The 24,966-nt window shown below is 42.3% G+C and carries 17 protein-coding genes; 1 reads left to right on the top strand and 16 read right to left on the bottom strand.

What is annotated here, in order from left to right; all coding sequences use genetic code 11:
• Positions 1 to 7: 7 nt before the first annotated feature.
• The 4 genes from GD597_RS16930 to GD597_RS16915 all read right to left on the bottom strand — a co-directional run bounded on the left by GD597_RS16930 (position 8) and on the right by GD597_RS16915 (position 4,367).
• Positions 8 to 1,381, bottom strand: a complete 1,374-nt coding sequence (locus tag GD597_RS16930) for a di-heme oxidoreductase family protein (protein ID WP_171609088.1) — start codon at positions 1,379 to 1,381, stop codon at positions 8 to 10.
• A gap of 132 nt (positions 1,382 to 1,513) precedes the next feature.
• Positions 1,514 to 2,581: an imelysin family protein gene (locus GD597_RS16925; protein WP_171609087.1), complete on the bottom strand. Its 1,068-nt coding sequence runs from the start codon at positions 2,579 to 2,581 to the stop codon at positions 1,514 to 1,516.
• A 1-nt stretch (position 2,582) separates the two neighbouring features.
• On the bottom strand, positions 2,583 to 3,023 hold the full coding sequence (locus tag GD597_RS16920; protein ID WP_171609086.1) for a QcrA and Rieske domain-containing protein: 441 nt from the start codon (positions 3,021 to 3,023) through the stop codon (positions 2,583 to 2,585).
• A gap of 111 nt (positions 3,024 to 3,134) precedes the next feature.
• Positions 3,135 to 4,367, bottom strand: a complete 1,233-nt coding sequence (locus GD597_RS16915; RefSeq protein WP_171609085.1) for a hypothetical protein — start codon at positions 4,365 to 4,367, stop codon at positions 3,135 to 3,137.
• 153 nt (positions 4,368 to 4,520) lie between these two features.
• On the opposite strand from GD597_RS16915, the gene GD597_RS16910 reads away from it, so the two are divergent.
• On the top strand, positions 4,521 to 5,159 hold the full coding sequence (locus GD597_RS16910; RefSeq protein ID WP_171609084.1) for a DUF6498-containing protein: 639 nt from the start codon (positions 4,521 to 4,523) through the stop codon (positions 5,157 to 5,159).
• A 9-nt stretch (positions 5,160 to 5,168) separates the two neighbouring features.
• Here GD597_RS16910 and GD597_RS16905 read toward each other — a convergent pair whose 3' ends face one another.
• From GD597_RS16905 to GD597_RS16850, 12 genes are all read right to left on the bottom strand, one after another.
• Positions 5,169 to 7,499, bottom strand: a complete 2,331-nt coding sequence (locus GD597_RS16905) for an efflux RND transporter permease subunit (RefSeq protein ID WP_171609083.1) — start codon at positions 7,497 to 7,499, stop codon at positions 5,169 to 5,171.
• A 305-nt stretch (positions 7,500 to 7,804) separates the two neighbouring features.
• A complete protein-coding gene (locus tag GD597_RS16900; protein ID WP_216368616.1) occupies positions 7,805 to 8,617 on the bottom strand; it encodes a PhzF family phenazine biosynthesis protein in 813 nt (270 codons plus the stop codon).
• Positions 8,618 to 8,775: 158 nt separating this feature from the next.
• Positions 8,776 to 9,204, bottom strand: coding sequence for an RDD family protein (locus GD597_RS16895; protein WP_171609082.1), 429 nt, complete (start codon positions 9,202 to 9,204; stop codon positions 8,776 to 8,778).
• A gap of 154 nt (positions 9,205 to 9,358) precedes the next feature.
• On the bottom strand, positions 9,359 to 10,780 hold the full coding sequence (locus tag GD597_RS16890) for a c-type cytochrome domain-containing protein (RefSeq protein WP_171609081.1): 1,422 nt from the start codon (positions 10,778 to 10,780) through the stop codon (positions 9,359 to 9,361).
• A 33-nt stretch (positions 10,781 to 10,813) separates the two neighbouring features.
• A complete protein-coding gene (locus tag GD597_RS16885; RefSeq protein ID WP_171609080.1) occupies positions 10,814 to 11,740 on the bottom strand; it encodes a sugar phosphate isomerase/epimerase family protein in 927 nt (308 codons plus the stop codon).
• A gap of 84 nt (positions 11,741 to 11,824) precedes the next feature.
• Positions 11,825 to 13,333, bottom strand: a complete 1,509-nt coding sequence (locus GD597_RS16880; RefSeq protein WP_171609079.1) for a DUF1501 domain-containing protein — start codon at positions 13,331 to 13,333, stop codon at positions 11,825 to 11,827.
• 208 nt (positions 13,334 to 13,541) lie between these two features.
• Positions 13,542 to 16,010 carry a glycoside hydrolase family 95 protein gene (locus tag GD597_RS16875; protein WP_171609078.1) on the bottom strand — a complete coding sequence of 823 codons (2,469 nt, stop codon included), beginning with the start codon at positions 16,008 to 16,010 and terminating at the stop codon, positions 13,542 to 13,544.
• 236 nt (positions 16,011 to 16,246) lie between these two features.
• The gene (locus GD597_RS16870) at positions 16,247 to 18,997 is read right to left on the bottom strand and encodes a DUF1553 domain-containing protein (RefSeq protein WP_171609077.1); all 2,751 of its coding nucleotides are present in this window, start codon (positions 18,995 to 18,997) and stop codon (positions 16,247 to 16,249) included.
• Between the two features lie 265 nt (positions 18,998 to 19,262).
• The gene (locus tag GD597_RS16865; RefSeq protein ID WP_171609076.1) at positions 19,263 to 22,022 is read right to left on the bottom strand and encodes a DUF1553 domain-containing protein; all 2,760 of its coding nucleotides are present in this window, start codon (positions 22,020 to 22,022) and stop codon (positions 19,263 to 19,265) included.
• A 523-nt stretch (positions 22,023 to 22,545) separates the two neighbouring features.
• Complete coding sequence (locus GD597_RS16860) at positions 22,546 to 23,460, bottom strand: hydroxypyruvate isomerase family protein (protein WP_171609075.1); 915 nt, start codon at positions 23,458 to 23,460, stop codon at positions 22,546 to 22,548.
• 101 nt (positions 23,461 to 23,561) lie between these two features.
• The gene (locus tag GD597_RS16855) at positions 23,562 to 24,293 is read right to left on the bottom strand and encodes a tRNA threonylcarbamoyladenosine dehydratase (protein WP_171609074.1); all 732 of its coding nucleotides are present in this window, start codon (positions 24,291 to 24,293) and stop codon (positions 23,562 to 23,564) included.
• 4 nt (positions 24,294 to 24,297) lie between these two features.
• Complete coding sequence (locus GD597_RS16850) at positions 24,298 to 24,948, bottom strand: TatD family hydrolase (protein ID WP_171609073.1); 651 nt, start codon at positions 24,946 to 24,948, stop codon at positions 24,298 to 24,300.
• Between the last annotated feature and the right edge of the window lie 18 nt (positions 24,949 to 24,966).

The raw sequence follows: 24,966 nt of genomic DNA, 5'->3' as shown, positions 1-24,966 counted from the left end.
TGTTGCCTTACAAAGATTTTATAAAATTAATCAGGCAGTTTCTGTCGGCCTGAGACAGGTTTATAAATTGCTCTTTGGCCGCAGTGGCTTCGCCACCATGCCATAAAATAGCTTCTTCAATGGTTCTTGCCCGGCCATCGTGCAGGTAAAAAGGTATACCATTTGTTTTTTCAAAAAGGCCAATGCCCCATAATGGCGCAGTTCTCCATTCGCTGCCGGTAGCTAAATAATCGGGCCGGTTATCGGCCAGTCCTTCGCCCATATCGTGTAACAACAAATCGGTATAAGGGTGTATGCGCTGATTGGAAATTTGTGGCAACCCAATATTAACCCCGGTTTGTATGGTAGCTATATGGCAACCGGTACAGTTAATTTGTTGAAACAAATATTCCCCCTTTTTTATGCCCGCATCGGTTACATTTCGGCGGGCCGGCACGGCCAGGGTTTTTATATAAAACGCTACGGCATTTAACAGGCTATCGGCCAGTTCGGGGTCATCGGAAAGGCCATCATGTTGTAATTGGCTATAACTGCTTTCCTGTTTAAATACATAATTGGTAATACCCATATCCTGCTGGTAGGCACCGGCAGCCTGGGTAAGTATATCGGCGGTATTGGCTTTTAATCCAAAGCGGCCAATTTGCATGCTATTGGTATGCGCATTAAACACATAGTTGGCTTTGCCGCTAATACCATCGCCATTGGCATCGTTAATATCAGTAAAGGCTAGCAGGGTGGCTTCGGGAATATTCTCCAGCAGTCCCAGCCCAAATACAGGCGGAGCCAACCTGGGCGATATCATATAACCCGCAGGTAGTAAACGGTAAGCATTGGTTACCTGATATGCCGGCTGGCGCAATACCACCTGATTGCCGTCGGGATAGGTAAAGGGCAGGTTGGTATAGCTAATATTTACTTTTACTTCGGGCTGGCGGCCAAAAATGGCCAGGTCCTGCAGCTGACCACCAAAGCCCTCGGCGGGCATGGGCCCGCCATGTGCATCGGTACCGGCGATACTTATTCTAAATAGTAACGACGAAGTAATAAAGCCCGCCGTAGGTGTGCCTTTACCATCGTTATGATGACAAGATATACAGGACACATTGTTAAACACCGGGCCCAAACCACTGTTTACCGGTGCAGGTGCTGTTACAAAAGTTTGTTCAAAAGCTTTGTCGCCGGTTTGGTGTACAGCTGCATCACGGGCAGTAAGGCCTTCTATTACATGCGAAAAGGCTTTAGAGGTTTCATCGAACACGGTGGCTATACCACCGCTTAACCTATTATCGTAACCAGATTCGGCAAATACACTTACCTTATTGCAACGTATAAAAACGGCAACAACCAACACCAATCCTATAATTACCCGCCATTTTTTCATAAACACTCATCCTTTATTTTTTGTGAGCCCGGCAACAGCCAATAATGCAACATTACTTGCGTCGCACACTTGTACGGCTGGTACTTTATTGGGCAATAAACCAGTATTAAACAACTATCTAAACTGTTGTATTTAATCGGTAATATATTGTACTATAAAAGGCCTTAACTGGGTTTCAATGGTTTCTTTTAATATGGCCAGGGCATCCATGGTTTGCTGCACCTGAACTCGCTGGTTTAAAATGGCTTCTTCAAAAGGCAGCGTAATATTGTCAAACGAATTAATGGCTGCCGTTATCTGCGCCTGAATGGTATTATCCAGCGATTTGTTTTTGGCGGCCACCAGGTCTTTCAACCCCTTTCCGCCATTTAAACCCATATATACATTGCTAATGCCAATGATATTATTTTTAAAATCGGCCGTAGAATTACCGGAATAAGGCGATTCTACTATGGCAGGATTACGGGCATCAAAAGGTTCCTGTATTTTGCCTTCACCTACTTCTTCGCAAATGCCGGCCATTCCTTCGGTAATTGCCAGCAATAGCTCCTGCCTTTTGGCGTATTTGGTACTGCCATTACCTGCAGTAATTACCTGTTGGGCAAAGTTTACCGGCGCCGATGCCCAGCTTAAATACAAATCATTACAGCTGGTATTTATATCAGCAGAAAGGCTGATCATATAGGTTTTTTGCCGGCTGTTTAATTCGGCAGCGGTGCGGCTGCCATGCTCACCAAAAATTATATACTCAATAGGATGAAAGCCACGCAGCGATAAGGTAAAACCCTGTATATCCTGCACAGTTAAGGCATTATTGCTGGACAATACTGAGTCCATTTGTACATAATCCGTTGGCCAGGTATCCATATTGGGGTCGTAATCATTATCTTCTACGGGGCCAAACAAATGGCTTTCTGATTGTTCCCAAACGGCACGCATGTTTTTCCAGGCAGTTTGTGCTGCCAGTAAATTGGCATCAGTACTGTTATTGCTAAGGTTTAGTAAGGCGGTATTTAATTGGGTGGCATTAACACTTAGCTGCAGGTAAGCGTTTAATGCAATATTATTGGTAAAATCAGTTATTACGCTTTGTTCCAGCGTACTAAAATCAGTGGAAGCGCTAATGGTTGCTGGTGCTTTGTTGCAGGATAAAAAGAGTAAACTGCTTATGGCACCTACCAGGAAAATAAATTTATGCATATTATGGTGTTTTTACTATTTCTATAATAAGGTTATTGTTCTCTACACTTGTTTTGTATTGCTGAAGGGGCTTACTGGCAGGGCCCTTGCGTACCAAACCGTTTTCATCAAACTGGCTGCCGTGTAATGAACAGGTATAGCCATTTTTTGCCGCAGGTATTAACTGGTTTGCCTGGTGGGTACATTGCAGTAATATAGCGGTATAGGTATTATCCGGTTTTTGTTGTACCGCAATATCATAATACCAGCCTTTGGGCCTTACCATTTGAATGGGGTTGGTTTGAAAAAGGCCTACAGGCATACTGATTTTTTTATTCAGTATTTCTGTTTTAAATATGGCATAACCCGGTGCACTGCATCCTGCCCGCTGCGGGGCTATATAGCCTGCCGCTACCAGTAAACAGGCATTACAGGATGATTTTAAAAAGGCTCTGCGTTCCATGTTGTTGTGTGTTTTTATTTTGGTTAATATGCATTTGCCGCACCCGGTTATACAGTACAAGTGTGCGACGCAAGGATGCCCGGTATAGTTATTTTGCCTGGCCCATATACCTTAAAATGAATAACCGATACCAATATTGAGCAATTGATTGTTTTGACGGTAAGGCAATGCATTGGGCGCCGGATTGATGACTAACTCGCTGTTTTGCGGGCCGGTATGTACCAGGTGCACATCGGCCTTGATAGTAACATTGGGTATGGGCATATAGTTAATGCCTGCAATAATATGGGTTTGCTTTTCAGTGCCATCGTAAATGGCTTTTGGTGGCGCCGGAATAGAGGCATTTAAATCAATCATTTCGCAACGGACAAAAGTGATAAACTGGGCTGTTTTTTGCTGGCGGTATAGCCAGTCGTACCCCAACTCAGCATACACCCCATACATGGATGCTGCGAGGTTTTTGGCATAGGCGGTATTAACCGCGGCAGCATCAGGATAACTAATATGAGAAGCCAGCACTTTGGCAGCAAAACCGTTTTTGGCGTATTGCATATTGGCTTCTGCCAAATACACAGGCGTTCCAAAACCGCCACTGTTTAAACCCAGGCTATCTGCACTTAATTTTGGTAAACCTACTGTGCCGCCCATATAACCCGATACCTGGAATTTAAAATTCTGATAAGCATATTGCAGCGAAGCAGTAATGGCCACATTATTGGCAAAAGCATTGCGGCCCTCGGCCCGGCCATCACGAATACCTGTACCATGTTCAAAACCTGCACTGTTTAGGCCATTTATCAATGCTACACTATAGTTTAGCGGCAGTCTGTTGGCAGTGCCATAAAAGCCAACACCCAGTTCGCGCCAGGTGGCGGGAATAATGAGCTGCTCGGTAACGGGGCGCTCTACCCCATTAAAGTTTACGGGTAAATGATTTTCGTTTAGCAAACCTATTCTGGGTACAAATAAACCGGCAATAATGTATTGCCTGGAATTAAGGTTAAACTTAAGGTAAGCCTGTTCCATTGATATTTCGCCACCTTCTTCGCCGCCTTCTACTTTGGCATTTTCAAGCTCCATTTCGGTAAAGAGGGCAATTTTATTATTAAACTGGTGACCTACAAATAATACGGCCCTTTCTAAGGTAACGGTAGACTGTTTGGCATTAAAATCCCGCTGATAAAATGCGCTGCCATAACCCGAAATAACCGTTTTACTTTTAGCAATGCCTGCATTAAGTGAGTCTTCGCTGGTAAAAACAAGCTGTTGAGCCTGGGTACGGTACTGTGCTTTGGCGTGGGTGATACTGATTAAAATAACGAATGTCAGAACTATTTTTTTCATGTTGTAAAGGTTGCGGCAAAAGTATCTCCGGGTGAAGATGCCATCATTACCCAATCGGGAAACCATTTTACGGATACAGGAAAAATATATATGTAATGTACACTTACAGTATCGGGTTGGATAAGAATACCATGGAGCGGGTATTTGCAAAAAATGGATATTAGCTATATTTATTCTATGTTCAAAAGCTATTTTAAAAATCCATCTTTACTGTTTTTACTGGCCGGCAACCTTTACTGTTTATGGTATTATCAACATCATCCGGGTGGTTTTGTAACCGTGGTTTGGGTATACTGGTTTCAAAGTATAATAATTGGCCTGTTTAATTTTATTGACCTGTTAACCATTAAAAAATTTGATGGCAGCACATTAAAGCTGAATGATGAACCGGTAACCCCTGCCAATAAGGGTTGTATGGCCTGGTTTTTTTTGGTGCATTTTGGTGGGTTTCATCTGGGTTATCTGGTGTTTTTATTTATACAATTCCGCATTACCGCAATTGACACCAATTTTCTTTTATTGGCGGTACTGGCTTTTATGGCCGAAGCAATAGTAAGTTTTATACGAAGAAAACAGCAGGAAAAAAATACCCTGATTAATATTGGCAGCCTGTTTTTTCTACCTTACCTGCGTATTGTACCCATGCACCTGATGATATTGCTGCCTGCCTTTTTAAATTTACAGCCATCCATCGTTTTTTTGGTATTAAAAACCATTGCAGACCTGCTGTCTTTTGCCTTATACCAGCACCTGTTTAACAAAAGCCGAACAGATAACACATCCCTAATGTAAGACCATTAACTAAGCCACTTTTTTCGGTTTTTTTGACAAGCTTTTTAGTAATACCGGTAACAGTATTAAATTGGTTAAGGTACCGGTAAGTAAGGTTAATGAAGTTAACCAGCCCAGTGCTTTTGTGCCGCCAAAATCACTGATGCAGAATATGATAAAGCCGGCGGTTAATACCAGCGATGTATAAATAATGCTAATACCGGTATGCCTGATAGTTTGCACCAGGGTGGCTTCCACATCGTAATTATGCAAGGGCAGTTCCTGTTTATAATTGATAAGAAACCGTATGGTTACATCAATTACAATACCCAATGCCACACTAAATACCAACACTGTAGAAGGTTTTAAAGCAATGCCTGCCCAGCCCATTACACCCGCCGTAATTACCAATGGCACCAGATTGGGAATTAGCGAACATAATAAAATTCGTACCGACTTAAACAGGTATAACATACAAAGGGCAATTAGCAAAAATGCCCACATAATACTTTCTTTTAGCCCGTTAATAATAAAACTGCTGCCTTCCAGAAAGGTAACACTGCTGCCTGTAAATGTTACGGTATAGGCCGATGTATCAAAAATGGTTTTGGCCGTAGAATCAAAATCTTTTAGCAATTTAGGCAGTTGAATACTACCAATATCTTTCATATTTACGCTTATGCGGGCATAACGCTTACTGGTATCAATAAAACTGGTAAGCATTTTACTAAAGCCCGTTTTTTGGGTAGTATCTTTCTTATCGCCTTTCAGGTATTTGGCTAAAAAGGGCATGTCAAATTCTGTGGGAGTGGTGTAGTTAACGCTATCGCCATCATAATAAGCCTGCTTGGCAAATTTCAAACCCTCTACCAGCGATAATGGCCGGGACGTTTCAGGTTTGGCAGCAATATATTGCGAGAACTCATCAATTTTTTCAATGGTAGCCAGCGATCTCAATATGCCATTTTTCTTTTTTGCATCCACCACAATTTCCAATGGCATAATGCCGTCAAAATTGGCTTCAAACCATTTTAAATCGGTGTATATCTTATCATTTTTGGGTAAATCGTCTACAATAAATCCTTCGCTTTTAAGCTGTATTATTCCCATAACTGACGCGGCAATAGCCACCACAGTAATACCATATATCCATTTGCCATGGCGCAGGGTCCAGTGCTCTATTTGTAAAAGTATTTTCTCTAAAAATGCATTGTCCAGGTACCGTACATGTTTTGGTTTGGGCACCGGCAAATAACTTAATACCGATGGTATAAATATCAGCGATATCACAAACAACATCATGATATTAATGCCCGATACAATACCAAATTCCTTTAACAATGTACTTTCCGTAAGGGCAAATACAGCAAAGCCAATAGCTGCCGCAATATTACAAAACAGGGTAACAATTCCCATGCGGCCAATCATGGTGGTAAGGGCTTTGTGTTTATCGCCTTCCTCGCGGTAACTCATATGGTATTTATTCAAAAAATAAATACAATTGGGTACACCAATAACTACCACCAATGGCGGAATTAAAGCCGTTAACAAAGTAATCTTATAGCCCATCAGCACCATGGTACCCAGGCTCCATATAACGCCCATCATTACTACCAGCAAACTCATGGCAGTAGCACTAAAACTTCTAAAAAACAACAACAAGGTAATGGCCGATAACAGCAACGAGCCAATTAAAAACCAATACATTTCCTTTTGTATACGGTTAGCCACATTGGTTCTAATATAGGGCAAACCACTTAGGTGTACCGTGGTATGGGTAGTATTTTCAAACTGCTGTACCTGGGCAAGAATATCATTCACCAACCTGGTTCTCGATTTACTGTTGGCCGTATCCTTATTCAGCCGAATGGCCATTAGGTAGGCATTACTGCTATCATTATACAAACTGCCTTTATAAAAGGGCAGGTTTTCAAAAATATGCCTGTCGCTGTCTAGTATAGCTGGGTTGGTATAGCTGCCGGCAAATATTTTACGGGGTTCCAGCTTATCGGCAGAGTCGGCCTTTACCAGCGTATAGGCTTCCTGAACACTTAAAATACCCTCCACACCGGCTACAGCTTTTAAGTGTTGTTGCAAAACACCCAAGGCATTAAAAAGGGCAGGCGTATACATGTCTTTGGTATTAACACCCATCACCATAGTGGTACCATCTTCGCCAAAGCGGGCTTTAAAGGACATATAATCCTGGTATTTAGGGTTATCGGTGGGTATTGCCTTACCAAAATCATAGCTCATTTCCACCTGCATGGCCTTATAAGCCATAAACCCTGTGCCTGCCAATAATAGAACCAGTAAAATGGCTTTATACTTCAAAATAAACTGTGCTAAACTATACCACATGTTACAGCGTTTAAAAATTCGCTGCAAAGAAACAGCTATTTAAGCGTAATACCCTATAGCCACTGTGGCTAACACAATTTTAACCAAATACCATCATCAACAGGTATCCAGTACAAATAAATACAATTACTAGCCTGGCAAAAAAACAAGCAGCAGCTTTACTTGCGTCGCACTCTTGTACTAATGGTAATACTATGCAGCTTTTACCATGGGTAGATTAAAAAGAATTGTATTTAGGCAGGCGAATAACTACTAACAAAGCATTTGTGGCGGCACGAATACAAATGCTTAAAAAACCTTAGTAATTACAAACCGGTATCAATTTTAAATATGCCTTCAAATAGGGTAACAGCTTCGCCATAAATCAACACCTGGTTATTGATTAATTCGGTTGTCATACTTCCTGTTCGCAAAGAGGATTGAAAAGCATTCAACTTGTTTTTATGCAGTTTTTCCGCCCAATATTTTGTAAGAAAGGTTTGCACACCACCCGTAACCGGATCTTCATTGGTACCTGCCCATGGCCAAAAATAGCGGTAATGAAAATCAACATCGGCCGTATTGCCTTGGGCTGTTACCAATACCCCATTAATGTCGGTATACGATTGTACCAGCGCCACAAAATCCGGTGCTAAACCAGCCAATACAGCAGCGTGCTGTATTTCAATAAGTATGATTTTATTTTTTGTACTATACCGGGTATTGATGGGCGCATCAATACCCAATGCATCCAATAAAGCATTGGGTACTTCTAATGCCGCAGTTTCATATACGGGAAATTGCATTACAATTTTGTTATCGGCCTTGCCAATTGGCAATCGTACAGCTTCGCAGTTAATAAAAACAATTTCTTGCAGTGTGGTGGTTTCAAAAATAATTTTTGAAGCCGCTAAAGTAGCATGGCCGCATAAGGGAATTTCTTTTTTGGGTGTAAAAAACCGGATGCTATAGGTACCCGCCGCAAGTGGTTTAATAAAAGCAGTTTCCGAAAATCCAATTTCCATGGCAATTTGCTGCATGGTATCTGCCTCCAAATCCCTCTCCGGTAAACAAACTGCTGCGGGGTTGCCTTTAAATGGCTGGTGGGTAAATGCGTCTACAAAATAAGTTTTAATCATGTACGTATAAGCTGTTGAATTTCACTAATGGTGTTAAGATTTGCAAGTGCCGTATTTGCTTTAAACAAATATTAGCGCACAAACCACTGCGTAATTACCAATTACAAAGTTATTATTAGAATCCTTGATGGAAAATGAAATCGAATGTTAGCGGCTTTTTAAAACTCGTTTTTAGCTATAACCAATGTCTTTGCCCAAATGTCTCCAAGTCGCTGATTTTTTTCTGTATGTTTTAACAGGATGTATGCAATTAGTCCAAAAAAAGGGATAATTTCCAATGCGTTTGAAATTCTTGTTTTACCTACTTGTATATGCTGTAATTTTTTGCCATCTATTGATACCACTTTAATACCAGCAATAATATACCCCGGTGTGGCAGCATAATAAGTTTCAAATACTACAAAATATAAAAACCAAAGAAGCACAGGGATAATTGCAGGAAGCCCGTTAATGGTTTTACCACCTGTTGCATTTGGTTCTCCAAATTGCATGATATAGAAAAATGAAAAAGTAAATAGGAAACCATAATCAATCAGCGTAGCCATCACCCTTTTACCCATCATTGGTTTAGTTATAAACTGGTTCATACATTTTCACTATTTGTATTGTGCTTAAGGATGGCATTGGTTTTTTAAGCCCATAAAAGTATCTAACCGTACAAGAGTGCGACGCAAGTAAAGCCCCTTAGCCATTGTTTGCCGGGCTAATAAATACAGTTTCCCCCTTTGCGCTATATGTGATTTAATAATTTTCTTCCGGCTCTTTTACCAATGTAGTATCGCTTACAAGCGTTGGTACCCTGTAGCCGCCTGTATCAATAGCTGTATGCGGAAATGCCGCCTTTAAGGCCGTATAGGCAGTGGCACTATTTGTTTTGTACAAGTAGATGGATTGTAGCTTTTGCAGGTTTTTTAAAGCCAGCACCGCATTGGCATTTACGTTGTTGCCTACCAGATTTAAATATTGCAAATGGGTTAATGCAGCCAGCTTGGGTACACCCGCCGCAGTTATATGCGTATTGGCAATATCCAGCCGGGTTAGCTGGGTATATTGGGCAATCATATCCAATGCATCATCGGCAATATTGGTGTTGCTTATTTTTAACCAAATTAGCTGTGGCTGTAGTTGTAATAATAACTGCAGATCGGCCTTTTCTACCACGCTATCCGTTACAAAACTAGCCATGATATAATTGCTGTTTTGTGCTACCGGCAACACCATAATATTGTGCGCTTTTAACTGACTAATGACTTTTTCATCCGCCGCTTGCACAGGGGTGGCTGGTATGGAAGCTGGTGCTTTTACCTCGGTTTTGGCATTTTGCAATGCTGCCAAAATGGGTTTTATTTTATCGGTCTGTGGCAGCTCTTTTACTTTTTGCGTAGCATCGGCATTGTTGGTAATCCACCAATGTAAAAGCGCCAATTGGCTTTCAGTTAGCTGTGGCTTTTCTTTGGGGGGCATATGGTCGTCGTTATCGGTGGGTAGTAATGCCCTTTTTATTAATTCACTGGCATCGGCATTGCCCGGTACGAGTACCTTACCATCTTTGCCGCCTTTTAAAATAAAGCTCATTTGGTCTAAACGAAGTCCGCCCTTTTGTTTGTTATTATTATGGCAGCTATAGCATTTTGTAGCCAGTATGGGTTCTATTACATCGGTATAGGCAACAGCTTCCTGCACATTGGCAATGGGTTTTATGGCAGTGCTTTCGCTGCTATCGCCGCCAAATATTTGCTGTATTGGTTTAGATAAATAATCAGACCCATGTGTTAAAGAACCACCCAGATGGCCTGTAACCATTATTAGCACCAGCAGGCCAATGGATAATATTTTTTTATCGATGGCGAATGCCGGATTTTTTTCTTTGGCATATAACATTAACGATACCAGCGCTACGCCAATACCCATCCACATATGCCAGCTTACCAGGTCCTTATCATAATCATCGCTGATGGATAAAAGGTAGCCCGTAATACAGGATGCCAATGCAGAAAATGTACCTGCCAGTAAAACGATGGGTATGGCAGGTATCAGGGTTGCATAAGTTGGTTTACGCGATAGCCATTGCATCAATAAACCTACCAGTAAAATACCAATGGGCAAATGCACTAATACCGGATGTAAACGGCCGATGAATGTGGTAATGGAAAGTAACACCATTTTAAAATTTATGGTTTTTGCAGATGGGTAAAATTACTGATATCTTGCTCTGAGTGTTTGCATCATATACACGTTTATGGCCCATTGATCCGCCAATGGCTGACGGGTATAGGGCAGGGTGGGCATATAATCCGGCGGACCAAACTCTGTAAGCATGGTAAGTGTTTCGCCTTTTTGTTTTTTAATGGCCACCACTGCATCCCACCAGGCAAAATGCGCTTTTACTGCTTCATCCCATTCGGGTGCACGAGGATCACTTACCTGCGGGCCTTCGGCATGCCCAATACGGGTATGGATATGATCGGTACGCTGAATGGCCAGTTGCACGGTATCGGCCTGTGCTTCCAGCAGGCTTTCACTTACATTGCACCAATGCGATATATCCATGGTAATTCTCAGCTCGGGTATTTGTTGAAAATAATTTTTGGCTACCGGTGCTGCAAACAACATTCTGCTGCGGTGCGTTTCGTGCAATACTTTTATACCGGTTTGCTTGTTGATTGTCGTTGTAATATCTACCAGCGATTTATTTTCTTCGTACGAAAAATAATCCCTTCCGCTATGGCAGTTTATGTACAATGGTTTTTGCCGGGTATTGGTAGCAGCAGATGAGAGCATTTTTTTAAACGTAGCCATATGCTCGGTGTAATTGCTTTGGTAGCCAGCTGTAAGAAACCCTACTTCCAGGTTATATTTTTGCAGGGCAGCAAAAAGCTCGTCCTGCTCCTTTTGTTCATTGGGCCACCAAATTTCTATACCATTATAGCCGGCCGCTTTTACTTTTGCACAGTATTCATCCATACTGCCTTCAAAGCCCCAGTTAGTAGCCAGTATTTTTAGCTGAAAGCCATTGGCCGCCGCCTCTTTGGTGGGTTTAGCAAACGATGATAATGAAGATAACATCAGCGCTGTAGTGGCTGCAGTGCCTGATTGTAAAAAATGTCTTCTGTTGATGGGCATGCTGTGAAATTTATGATGTGCCTTAGGCAATCGTTTTTATTATTTATGTGGCTATTAAATCAGCCTCGCCATATTGGCATTGATTTATGCCAGTATATCGTTGATGAGTTTACCCCTGGTATCCGTTAATCTAAACTGTCGTCCCTGAAACTCGTAAGTAAATTTCTCATGATCAAAACCAAGTTGTTGCAATATGGTGGCCTGCACATCGTAAGGTTCTACTTTACCGCTGATGGTACTATATCCAATTTCATCGGTTTCGCCATAGGAAAATCCCTTTTTTATACCCGCACCTGCCATCCAAATGGTAAATGCTTCGGTGTGGTGGTCACGGCCTTTGTAAGGGTTTTGTTTGCCTTCACGGTTTTCCATCATGGGGGTTCTGCCAAATTCTCCACCCCATACTACCAGTGTTTCTTCCAGCAAACCGCGTTGTTTTAAATCCAGTAACAGGGCGGTGATGCATTTGTCTACTGAGCGACATTTGTTGATAAAACCCAGGTCAATCGCCAAACTGGCATCGGTGCCATGACTATCCCAGCCCCAATCAAATAATTGCACAAAGCGAACCCCTTTTTCAACCAGTTTCCTGGCCAGCAATACATTATTGGCAAAGCAGGATTCACCGGGTTTTGTGCCATACATGTCGTGAATATATTGGGGTTCATTATTAATATTCATTACTTCAGGTGCGGCAATCTGCATTTTATATGCCATCTCGTATTGCGAAATACGCGAAAGAATTTCGGGGTCGTTATAGGCTTTATATTCTTCAGCATTTACCTGATTAATGGCATCTATCGAAGCTTTGCGTAAATCACGGCTCATGCCATCAGGGTCTTTTATAAACAGTACAGGGTCGCCCTCGCTGCGGCATTGTACACCCTGATACACACTGGGTAAAAAGCCACTACCCCACACACTTTTACCAGCATCGGGGTTGCGGCCGCCACTGGTTAATACTACAAAGCCGGGCAGGTTCTGGTTTTCTGTGCCAAGTCCATACGTTGTCCAGGCGCCCAGGCTCGGCCTGCCTAAACGGGCAGAGCCCGTATGCACCATCAATTGCGCCGGGGCATGGTTAAACTGATCAGTAGTTACTCCCTTTAAAAAACAGAGTTCATCTACTACGGTTGACAAGTGTGGCATGTGCTCGCTTACCCATAAACCACTTTGTCCATGTTGCGCAAATTTGGCTTGCGGACCCAGCATTTTAGGTACCCCGCGTATAAAGGCAAAACGTTTGCCTTCCAGTAAAGATGGCGGACAATCCTGTCCATCCATCTTCATTAGTTCAGGTTTATAATCAAATAATTCCAGTTGCGATGGGGCACCGGCCATGTGCAGGTAAATTACACTTTTTGCCTTGGCTGCAAAAGGCGGCAACTTGGGCATTAAGGGATGTGCAGGATCGAATACAACGCTGCTGCTTTGCGCTGTTGTATTGCTACAGCTGCCAAATAACGATCCAAATGCCAATGCGCCCAAACCCATGGCACTTTCTTTTAAAAAGTGGCGGCGGGTGTTCATGCGCATCACGGTTTGTTCTGCCTCTTTTACCAAACGCTGGTTGTGTAATTCTTTCTGTGTCATACCAAATATTTATGAACCCAACTTAATGAATAACTATGTAGCTGCCGTTGCGTCGCACTCTTGTGCAGTTATAACACTATTCAGCAACAAGCCATTTTACTTTCTCCTTTTGCCGCGTACAGTATCTAACCGTACAAGTGTGCGACGCAAGTATGTTGCCTAGTATTGATACTGCCCGGCCCACCCAATAAATATAGCTGTTTAACAGCTATGGTTTTATCAACTCGTATACTTTTCCTTTTACCGTTGTAAAACTTAATGTATACCCAATGGTAGATTTTACTGATACCAAATTGGTGCCTTTTAGTTTTACCGGTGTTTGCGTTCTTATATGGCAGGTATTACCCTGCAAAGAAAGTATGGTTGCATGGGTAATTGCCTGCTGCTGCCATTGCATACTTATTTCGAAACTGCCCCTTGCCCTTAAGCCTTTAATTGTACCAGTTTGCCAGGCTGCGGGTAAGGCAGGCAACAAATGCAATTCGTTATTCTGACTTTGCAACAACATTTCTGCCACGCCGGCTGTACCACCAAAATTGCCATCTATTTGAAATGGTGGGTGCGCATCGAACATATTGGGGTAGGCGCCGCCGCCATTGCTGTAATTAAAATTGTTTTCTTTTACCAGTCTAAACAGGTTGCGATACAGTTTGTAGGCATGGTCGCCATCCAAGAGGCGGGCCCAGAAATTTACTTTCCAGGCAAGGCTCCAGCCGGTACCATCATCGCCCCTAATTTCAAGCGTTTTTTTAGCTGCGTCAGCCAATGCGGGTGTAGTTATGGGCGATAACTGATTACCCGGATGCAGGGCATATAAATGCGACACATGGCGGTGCGTAGGCTCTACATCGTCAAAATCTTTATACCATTCCTGCAGGTTGCCCTTTTTACCTATTTGAAAAGGATAAAGCTTTTTAGTGTCTTCTGCCACACCTTGTTGCAAATTGGCATCAACACCCAATATGGCGGCTGCCTGAGTAAATTCGCCAAACAAGTCGCGTATTATGCCCATATCCATCGTGGTGGCTACAGATACGTCTGCCACTTTTTTATCGCCATAAAAAAAGGAGTTTTCAGGAGATAAAGAGGGTGAAGTTACGAGGTGACCATTGCTATCTTTTACCAGCCAGGAGCGGGTAAATATTACTGCTCCTTTTATTAATGGATAAGCGGTATTGCGCAGAAAAGCGGTATCGCCGGTAAACTGATAGTGCTGCCATAAATGGTTGCATAACCAATTGGCGCCCATGGCCCAGTTAGCCCATTTGGGATCGCCTTTACCCAAATCCCCCACGGGGTTAGACAATGCCCATATGTCGGAGTTATGATGGGCCACCCATCCATCAGCACCATAAAATTCTTTTGCAGTTACGGCACCGGTAACGGCAATATGCTTTATCAAATTAATCAGCGGCTGGTGCAGCTCAGATAAATTGCATACTTCTGCCGGCCAGTAATTCATTTGTGCATTAATGTTGATGGTATAATTGGCACTCCATGGTGGCCTAAGTTCTTTGTTCCATATACCCTGCAGGTTGGCAGGTGCTTCCGGTGTGCGGGAAGAGGCAATTAATAAATACCTGCCATACTGAAAGTATAATGATTCCAAACCATCATCTAACCCGCCTTTTGTATAGGCTTCCAGTCTTTCATCGGTAGCCAGCTGGTCTTTACTGCTGGCATTGTTATTTATGGTAAAAGATACCCGGTTAAAATAATGGTGATAATCTGCCAAATGGTCTTGCAGCAATGCTGCATAGGTTTTATGATTGGCCAGTGAGAGGTATTGCAATGCAAGGGCATTTTCATCTACTCCTTCTTTGTCGGGGCATTTATCAAAACCATTAAAACTGGTAGCGGCCGATAATAGCAGTATTACTTCAGTTGCATTTTCAATATGTATGCCGGCAGTATCTGTTGTAATTTTTCCATCGGTGCTGCTTGCTTTTAACAACAGTTCAAAACGCATACCGCGGCAGGTGGTACTATCTGCATAAATAACGGGTTCTTTATTGTCGTTAAAATAACTGGGATCTGCATGGGCCGGGGCCTTGCCTTTTAGCGCCATTTGGTTATTGCTGATAATTACATTCTGGTAATGTAATTGACTGTTTGCCTTAACAAGTGCATTAATAGTTTTGGCTTTACTACTGCGCAACCTTACCACAATTACCTGTGATGCGGCAGACGAAAATATTTCGCGGGTATAAGCCACACCACCAATTGTAAAACGGGTAGTAGCAATCGCATCGCTTATGTTCAGGTCGCGGTAATAGGCAGTGGGTGTTTGATTGGGCAATTGCTGCTGTATCAAAACATCACCCAGTGGCAGGTAACTTTCTGAGTATAAGCCCTGCATCTTTTTTTCCAGTTGTATGGCTTTATCGTACTCGCCTTTTGAAAGGGCTTCCCTTACCTGTGGCAAATAATCTTTTGCACCCGGGTTTACATTGGTTTTTACTGGTCCGCCAGCCCATAATGTGGCTTCATTTAATTGCAGCAGTTCTTCATTCATCTTGCCAAAAACCATGGCACCCAGGCGACCATTGCCTATGGGCAGCGCTTCCGTCCAAACTTCGGCCGGTTGTTTGTACCATAGTTTCAATGGCTGTTGTGCATTGGCCTGTAGCGATACTGCGGTAATACAAATAGCTATAAATCTTGTATACTTCATCATTTCTGTTTTCAATATTTTTATTAACCCGGCCAATCAATACTATCTAGCCTGCTTGCGTCGCACTCTTGTACTGCTGGTACTATAAGCAGCAGGGCCTTTGTGCTAATTGGCAATTTTACAAAATCTGGTTATAACAAAACATCCCATTGCTGCCACAAGATAAGAACGATGCAGTGAGTGACACAAGGATGCTGCCATCATTACTGCAGCCAGCTAACCAATTATTTGAATGCATATCAATTCTTTGTCATTAGTTCATCAATATTTAGAATGGCATTGGCTACTACGGTTAGTGCTGCGGTTGCTGCTGTAGTATGCACATTCATGCCCCCCATTATTTCGCAGGTTTTTTGTTCATCCTTACTAAATGATTGCAAGGCGGTATTGTATAATTGCAGCAAAGAAAGCAGGCTTTTATCATCAATAGGATGATAGGTAGCCCATAAAAACCCTTTCTGTATTTGCGCTGTTGGTGTATTTGCACCCGATTGCTGCATACGCAGTGCAAAATGCCTGGCCATATCTACAAAAGCAGAATCATTTAAAGTGGTGAGTGCCTGCAAAGGCGTGTTGGTTCGTATACGGCGCACGGTACATACTTCCCTTGAAACACCATCAAAAGTTAACATGGAAGGGTAGGCTGCCGACCTTTTCCAATAGGTATATACCGCCCTGCGATATTGATCTTCTCCAGTATTTTGGCGCCATTCATCGCCATTCCAGGGTGATAGCCAAATACCATTTGGCTGGTAAGGATATACACTGGGGCCAAACATTTTCCCGCTCATAATTCCGCTGATGCACAGGCTCTGGTCCCTTATTTGCTCGGCCGATAATCTGGTTCTTGGAAAACGGCCATATAATTTATTGCCGGGATCATTTTGTTGTGCATCGCTGTTCATTTTTGAATCCTGCCGGTAGGTACTGCTCATTACAATAGTACGTATCAGTTGCTTTGTACTCCAATGGTCTTCATTCATGTATTGGTAACTTAACCAATTGAGTAAATCCACATGCGTTGGAGGTATACCCTGCGAGCCAAGATCTTCCAGGGTTTCGGCAAGGCCGGTTCCAAAAAGTTGTTCCCAAACCCGGTTTACCATGGTGCGGGCTGTAAGCGGATTTTGCTTTTCGGTTAACCACATGGCTACTCCTAACCTGTTACGTGGTGCTTTGGCAGGAAATGCGTTAAGCGATTTTGGTACATCAGGGTTTACCACATTGCCTTTTACCAGCCAGTTGCCTCTTTCAAAAACATAGGAGGCGCGGTGCATATAATCCGGGTTTTCAAACATAACGGGCGTAGTACTTACAGGGGCATTCATCAGGCTCCAAAAGAGATGGTAGGCATTGTCGTAGCCGGGTTTGCCCCTACCGGGGAATGGCTGACCAAAACAAAACCACTCAAACAAAACACCCGTGGTTTCAGGATTATCGATGGTATTATTATGATATGTGAAATAAAGATCATGCACCCCGTCTGTAGCAGGAATTGATACGGCGGCTATCTTCCAGCCTTCTTTTACAGCCGCCAGGTTTATGGTGGTTAATAACGGGCCATTTAGTGAGTCAAGATGAATGGCCCATACCCCATTTTGCACCGATGCAGTATACCTAAACATTAGTTGGCTGGCACCATTCAGTGTTACCTGCTTTAAACGGCAGCTGCCATTATTACGCATGCCTGCATACCAACTGCTTACCAGTGCAGCATTTTTAAACTGATCGCATTGTAAGGAATTAATGGTGGGCTGCCAGGTTTTTAAAAAGCTATAATATGCTTTAGCGCTGTTGGTAGAAACATTAGCGGCTAACCAACGTGTAAGGCTTAGTAAGTTGCTGCTATCTGTGGTGGTATACTGCCTTAATAAGGGATAATCGGCCTCTGTATCCTCGTCTCTGGAATTATTAAAAAAGGCCATGAACTTATAATAATCATCGTGCTTAAACGGATCGTAAGGGTGGCTATGGCATTGCACACATGCAAAAGTAGAACCCATTAATCCCTGCCAGGTAGTATTTACCCTGTCCATTACTGCCGATGTTCTAAATTCTTCATTCTCGGTGCCACCTTCATCATTCGTCATAGTATTGCGGTGGAAGGCTGTGGCTATATAATCAGCATCAGTTGGATTATTCAATAAGTCACCGGCCAGTTGTTTGGTAATAAAACTGTCGTAGGGCATATCAGTATTAAAAGCATTTATAAGCCAATCGCGGTATTTCCAAATATTTCTGCCGCGGTCGGCTTCATAGCCCTTGGTATCGGCATATCGGGCAATATCCAGCCACATGCTGGTCCATTTTTCACCATAATGTGGCGATGCCAGTAATGCATCTACCAACCGGGCATAAGCACTATCACTATTATCAGCTAAAAAACTGTTTGCAATTTTTTCAGGGGCAGGCATACCAATAATATCTAAACTTACCCTGCGTAAAAGGGTTTGCTTATCAGCCTGTGGCGAAGGTTGCAGGTTATTGTCGGTTAGTTTTTGCTCAATAAAATTATCTATAGGGTTTGTTACCCAGCTACTGGAAGTATGGAATAAACCAAAAAAACTGGTGGGCTGTGGAACAGCTACCGGTTGCAGCGGCGCATAAGCCCAATGTTGGCCCCAATGGGCACCTTCTTTTACCCATTGGCGCAGTATGTCTATATCTTCCTTGCTAAGCGCATCGTGTTTGTAAGGCATCCTGTCTTCGGGGTCGCTAAGTGTTAGACGGCGAATAAGTTCGCTATTGTCGGGGTCGCCGGGAATAATTGCAGGCTTTCCTGATTCTGTATTACCCAATGCTTCTTCGCGAAACAAAAGGCTAAACCCTCCTTTTTGTTTAACACCGCCATGGCAGGTAATACAGTTTTTGTTGATAATGGGTTTTACCTGTGTGGTAAAATCAACAGGTTTGCTGTTGGCACCCATCATCCAGCCGGTGGCAATTACCAGCGTAGCTATAATAACAATAAATACTATTTTTTTATTCATAATCATCAGAAAGCCAGGTTAAAACAATAATCCCAAATTTAAACGAATAGCAGGTGTTAATCTACAGTACCGCAAGCGTTTGCGTTTGTAGTTTTTTGTACCAGGCAGTTACCAGTAATGCAGCTGTACTTGCGTCGCACTCTTGTACTTCCAAAACCATGAGCAGCTTTTATAGATGTTTTGCTCAAAATGGTATCAGCCGTACAAGTGAGTGACACAACGATGTTGCCATTATTACAAAAGCCGGCTACACAATTTTTTACTGTTAGTTTTTGGTAATAACCGCATCTAAATTAAGTATTGCATTGGCCACAATAGTTAGTGCTGCAGTAGCTGCATCGGTATGTTTATTCATGCCACCAGTAATGGCACAGATTTTATCCTGATCTTTACTTAATTGCGCAAACGACTTATTGTATAACTGTAACAATGCATCTAAACTTGCCTTATCTATATCATGGCTGGTAGCCAGTTGAAAACCTTTTTGTATTTGCGCTGTTGCGCTGTTGCCTGCTTCGCGCTGCATGCGATAAGCAAAATGCCTGGCGATATCAAAATATGCTTCATCGTTTAAAGTAGTAAGTGCCTGTAAAGGTGTATTGGTGCGTATGCGGCGTACGGTACATACTTCACGGGATACACCATCAAATGTTAACATAGAAGGGTAGGCTGCAGACCTTTTCCAATAAGTGTATAATGCCCGGCGGTATTGGTCTTCGCCGATACTTTGCTCCCACTCTGCCCCATTCCATGGGGAGAGCCAGATGCCCTGTGGCTGGTAAGGAAATACGCTTGGACCAAACATTTTATTGCTAATAACTCCGCTAATGCATAAAGCCTGATCCCGTATTTGCTCGGCAGATAACCTGGTTCTGGGGTATCGGGCATATAGTTTATTGGTGGGGTCTTTTTGTTGTGCCTCGGGGGTTATTTTACTATCCTGCTGGTAGGTAGCACTTAACACCATGGTTTTAATCAGGTTTTTGGTGCTCCATTTATCCTGATGCATGAACTGGTAACTTAACCAATCCAACAATTCCTGATGGGTGGGTGGTATGCCCTGGGAACCAAGGTCTTCCAGTGTTTCGGCAAGACCGACTCCAAAGAGTTGTTCCCATACCCTGTTAACCATAGTTCTGGCTGTTAATGGGTTTTGAGTTGAAGTTAGCCATAGCGCCAAACCAAGGCGGTTGCGGGGGGCATTATTGGGAAATGGGTTTAATGCATGGGGCACATCTGGCTGTACAACTGCACCTTTTACCAACCAGTTACCCCTTTCGAATACCTGTGTGGTACGATGCATATCTACCGGATTATCCATCATAATGGGTGTGGTTGGCACCTCCGCATTCATTAACTGGTAATAGTTTTTTTTAGATACGTCATACCCTGGCTTTCCTTCCCCCGGAAATGCGGTAGTAAAATAAAACCAATCGAACCAAACGCCTGTTGCATCTGGTTTGGTTAACTGTTTATTGGTATAGGTAAAATATAAGTTATGCACACCCGTAACCGGCGCAAGTGATGCTTCGCCAATAGTCCAGCCACTTGTTGATTCTGTTAATGGAATACTGGCAATTACCGGGCCGGTTGGCTGGTCTATATGCACCTGCCAAATACCACCATTAACATAAGCCTGATGCCGGAATACGAGCGTATTGCGATTGGTTAATGTAACATTTTTAAGACGGCAAACGGCATTATTACGAAAGGTGAGCCATTTGGTATCGGCCAGTTCGCTGTTGGTGAAACTATCGCATATAAGGGAGTTATATGACGGCTCCCAGGTTTTTAAAAATGTATAAATTTCTTTGGTTTTAGCAGGCGTGGCATTTTGTTGTACCCAATGAGTAAGGGTAGTAAGTTCTTTTTGCATGCTATCATTGTATTGCCGCAGTAATGGGTAATCGGCATAGGTATCTTCATCTCTGGAATCATTGTAAAAAGCCAGAAATTTATAATAATCATCGTGTTTAAAAGGATCGTATGGGTGACCATGACATTGTACACAGGCAAAAGTGGTTCCCATGGTGGCTTGCCAGGTGGTATTTACCCTATCCATTACAGCGGCAGTTCTAAACTCTTCATTATCGGTACCACCTTCATCATTTGTCATGGTATTGCGTTGAAATGCGGTGGCAATAAGGTCGTTGTCATCAGGATTTTTTAAAAGGTCTCCTGCAATTTGTTTTATAAGAAAGCTATCATAAGGCATGTCCTTATTAAAGGCATTAATTAGCCAGTCGCGGTATTGCCAAATGCTGCGGTTATCATCGCGTTCATAGCCTTTTGTATCGGCATAACGGGCAAGATCCATCCAAAGGGCTGCCCATTTTTCGCCAAAATGTGGGGAGTTAAGTAAGGAGTCTACCAGATTGGGATAAGCTTTTGCACTATTATCTGTCAGGTATTGCCGGGCCAGGTTTTCAGGTGCAGGCATACCAATTAAATCGAGGCTTACCCTGCGAAGCAGGGTTTCCTTATCCGCAGTTGGAGCTGCGGTTAAACCGGCATCTTTCCATTTGGCCTCAATAAAATTATCTACCTCATTATTTGCCCAACTACTTTTTGAAGAAAACAGCCCTAAAAACCCGGATGGTTGCGGCACTGTTATTTCTTTCAAAGGAGCGTAAGCCCAGTGTTCGCCCCAGGTAGCACCTTGTTTTATCCAGCGGGTAAGAATATCAATATCCTCTTTGGATAATGCATCGTGTTTATACGGCATGCGTTCTTCGGGATCCTGCAATGTGAGGCGGCGAATCATTTCGCTATGATCCGGATCTCCCGGAATGATGGCTGGTTTACCTGATTTTGTTTTTCCTAGTGCATCCTCTCTAAAAAGCAGACTGAAGCCACCTTTTTGTTTTACACCACCATGACAGGTAATGCAATTTTTGTTGATGATGGGTTTTACCTGTGAAGTAAAATCAACCGGGGGCTGATGAGTTGCCCAAAAAAAGCCAATAACCACCACCACAAACAGTGAAATAATAAAACTTATTTTTTTTGATCCCCAACCTTGCATACGGCAATTTTTTACTTTCTAAAAATACCAAGATTTACACGAAATAACAGATCTGGTTTTTTAGTATACACTATTTACAAGGATGAGCCGAAAATAAAAAAACCAATACATTATTCACAAGTTGCAACACTAATTATGCTTTTGTATAATATTATTGTAGTACTGGGTTTTTTGGCTTCATTATTGATAGAATAAACTGAGTTTTTGTTTTCTTTTTCTTGTTTCGTTAATTGAAATGCCTTATCCGTTAATTGAACAGATTTTATGCAATTTTTAAAGGAGATTTTTGATGCATGAAAAGCACCATTAACTCTATAACAATTAATGGTAACATATAAACACCTTATCAGCCGTTGCTTAAAAACACCAAAAGCTGCTCTTTTTTAAAGGAGCAGCTTTTTTATTTAGTACTTGTTATTTTGATTTTTTTAGCTGCATAGTATTGGTGTTGTACAAGAGTGCGACGCAAGCGGTGCTGATTGATGTACACTATGCCGGGCTAAAAAACTACCAGATTATCTATTTATGCAAAATCATCGCTCAAGCGATAGGCTTTTACCAATGCCAATTCGCCTTCTTTACCATCGATTGATTTACCATGTTCCATTCCAAGAATACCTTTGTAACCCTTATGGTATATGTGTTTGAAGATATTTTTATAATTCATTTCGCCAGTGGTGGGTTCGTTACGTCCGGGATTATCGCCAATTTGCAGGTAACCAATTTCGTCCCAGGCAGCATCCAGGTTATTGATGATATTGCCTTCGTTGCGTTGCATATGATACATATCGAACAGAAACTTACAGGCAGGGCTGTTTACGGCTTTGCATACCATCACTGTTTGATCGGTATGGCGCAGGAATAAATCCGGATTATCGCTAAGTGCTTCAAGCACCATTACCAGACCATGTGGCTCCAGTATTTCGGCGCCTTTGCGTAGTGCTGTAATAACATTTGCTGTTTGAAAATCGATAGGCAATGAACGTTCATAATTACCGGGAACTACTGTCATCCATTTGGCATTACAGCGCTTGGCTACTTCCACCGCAATTTTGCAGTCTTTGATCATTTTATCTGTCCATTCCTGTTTACCGGAAGTTAGTGAGGTTCTCCAATGCCAATTATCAGAAGTTACCACAAACACACCCATACTCATACCCAATTTGGCCAGGGTATCGCCAATCTTCTTTTGTTCATCAATGGATCTTCCCATCATGCCGTTATCTTCTATGGAACGAAAACCCAGATCGTATGCATATTTAATCTGGTCAACAAAGCTTTTACCGGCGCTATTTTCAAACATGCCATCATGGATAGCATAATTTAAATGAAAGGGAGCATTATCTGCTGGTGAGACATTGGCGGCAGATAGCCTGTTTGCAGTAAGCAGTGAGGCTCCGGCCAAAACGCTTTGCTGCATAAAATTTCTTCTCTTCATATGGATGTATTTATGCAGAAAGATACGGCAGATAATAATACAGAATGGGTTGGGCAATACTTTTTATAAAAATCAAAACATATTATTGGGATAAATATGCTTTAAGGTATTGGCACCCCTATTAAATCCCTTATAACTACAGAGGCTGTTGCAGCACCAAATACTGCGGGCAGGTAAGAGATGGTACCATAGGCCGATTTTTTGTAGTTTTTGCCATCGGTTAAAATCAAACTTTCCTTCACGTGCTTTTCGGGAGAAAACACCACTTTTACACCGGTGCGAATATTTTGCTGTTTAAGCATCTTACGTATTTGCTGCGCAAAGGGGCAATTGTAAGTTTTTGAAATGTCTGCAACCTGCAATCTGGTTGGGTCAAATTTACCACCGGCACCCATGCTGCTAACCATGGGTATGTTGGCGTTATATGCCATGGTAATGAAATTGAGCTTGGGCGAAATACTATCTATGGCATCAATGATATAATCTGGCTTTGTAGCCAATTGCAGGGCCACCATTTCGGGGTTTATAAATTCCTGTACAACATGTAATTCCATTTCAGGATTTATAGCCAGCAGCCTTTCTGCCATAATAGTGGCTTTGGCAATACCATGATTGGTAGATAAAGCAGGTAATTGCCTGTTACGGTTGGTTGGGTCTACTACATCTCCATCAATAATGGTCATTTTACCTACACCACTACGGGCAATAAATTCTGCTGCAAATGAGCCTACCCCACCAAGGCCCACCACCATTACATGCGACTGATTTAACTTACGCACCGCAGCTTCTCCTATTAACAATGTAGTTCTTGAAAGCCAGGAAATATCCATCATACAATCACTGGGTTAAATTGCCAAATAAGGCACTTGCATTTTGTTCAATGTGCAAACTAAATAAATCTTTCTCAATATTTACTGCAGTTGCTGCCCATGTATATACTTCACTTATGGTAATGGCTGCATCATCTGTTTCCAGTAAACATTGTTGTAAAGGCAGCGCTGCAAAAATTTGCTGTATACGTGGTTGTTGTAAAGCCTTACCAAAAGAAATATAATACCCGGCTTTTGTAATGCGGTGCGCCAATGGCAGTTTTTTATTAAAACCATGAAACACAACCGGCACTTCAACCGATTGTTTTACCAGCAATGCAAATACTTCCTCATATGCCTGTACACAATGAATAATAAGTGGTTTTCCAATTGCATTTGCAAGTCTTATATGTGCCGCAAAAACTGTTTCCTGTAATGGAAACGGCGTAGTGCAAATTTTATCCAAACCACATTCACCAACTGCTTTAACCGCCGTTGTATTTGCTGCTTGCTGTATTTCCAAAAATGCTGGTTCCCAGGTAGCTTCATTTATATACCATGGATGTAAACCAACGGAGTAATTACCCTGCGTTGAAATAGTATCAAAGCCGGCATATTTATTTTGTATAACCCATTCACCCTTTTGTGCCGGTGAATGGCTATGGATATTAATCAACAAAATCAGTTATTTTGAAGC

Source organism: Limnovirga soli (genome assembly GCF_013106755.1).
In the GTDB taxonomy this organism is placed as follows: Bacteria; Bacteroidota; Bacteroidia; order Chitinophagales; family Chitinophagaceae; genus Limnovirga; species Limnovirga soli.
Note: the sequence above shows the minus strand (reverse complement) of the source record. Positions and strands in the feature narration are given on the sequence as shown.

Coding starts and splice junctions, on each gene's coding strand:
- GD597_RS16875 (WP_171609078.1), bottom strand. CDS start 16,010: ATGATGAAGTATACAAGATTTATAGCTATTTGTATTACCGCAGTATCG.
- GD597_RS16910 (WP_171609084.1), top strand. CDS start 4,521: ATGGATATTAGCTATATTTATTCTATGTTCAAAAGCTATTTTAAAAAT.
- GD597_RS16870 (WP_171609077.1), bottom strand. CDS start 18,997: ATGAATAAAAAAATAGTATTTATTGTTATTATAGCTACGCTGGTAATT.
- GD597_RS16905 (WP_171609083.1), bottom strand. CDS start 7,499: ATGTGGTATAGTTTAGCACAGTTTATTTTGAAGTATAAAGCCATTTTA.
- GD597_RS16885 (WP_171609080.1), bottom strand. CDS start 11,740: ATGCCCATCAACAGAAGACATTTTTTACAATCAGGCACTGCAGCCACT.
- GD597_RS16915 (WP_171609085.1), bottom strand. CDS start 4,367: ATGAAAAAAATAGTTCTGACATTCGTTATTTTAATCAGTATCACCCAC.
- GD597_RS16860 (WP_171609075.1), bottom strand. CDS start 23,460: ATGAAGAGAAGAAATTTTATGCAGCAAAGCGTTTTGGCCGGAGCCTCA.
- GD597_RS16930 (WP_171609088.1), bottom strand. CDS start 1,381: ATGAAAAAATGGCGGGTAATTATAGGATTGGTGTTGGTTGTTGCCGTT.
- GD597_RS16895 (WP_171609082.1), bottom strand. CDS start 9,204: ATGAACCAGTTTATAACTAAACCAATGATGGGTAAAAGGGTGATGGCT.
- GD597_RS16880 (WP_171609079.1), bottom strand. CDS start 13,333: ATGACACAGAAAGAATTACACAACCAGCGTTTGGTAAAAGAGGCAGAA.
- GD597_RS16925 (WP_171609087.1), bottom strand. CDS start 2,581: ATGCATAAATTTATTTTCCTGGTAGGTGCCATAAGCAGTTTACTCTTT.
- GD597_RS16900 (WP_216368616.1), bottom strand. CDS start 8,617: ATGATTAAAACTTATTTTGTAGACGCATTTACCCACCAGCCATTTAAA.
- GD597_RS16855 (WP_171609074.1), bottom strand. CDS start 24,293: ATGATGGATATTTCCTGGCTTTCAAGAACTACATTGTTAATAGGAGAA.
- GD597_RS16865 (WP_171609076.1), bottom strand. CDS start 22,022: ATGCAAGGTTGGGGATCAAAAAAAATAAGTTTTATTATTTCACTGTTT.
- GD597_RS16890 (WP_171609081.1), bottom strand. CDS start 10,780: ATGGTGTTACTTTCCATTACCACATTCATCGGCCGTTTACATCCGGTA.
- GD597_RS16920 (WP_171609086.1), bottom strand. CDS start 3,023: ATGGAACGCAGAGCCTTTTTAAAATCATCCTGTAATGCCTGTTTACTG.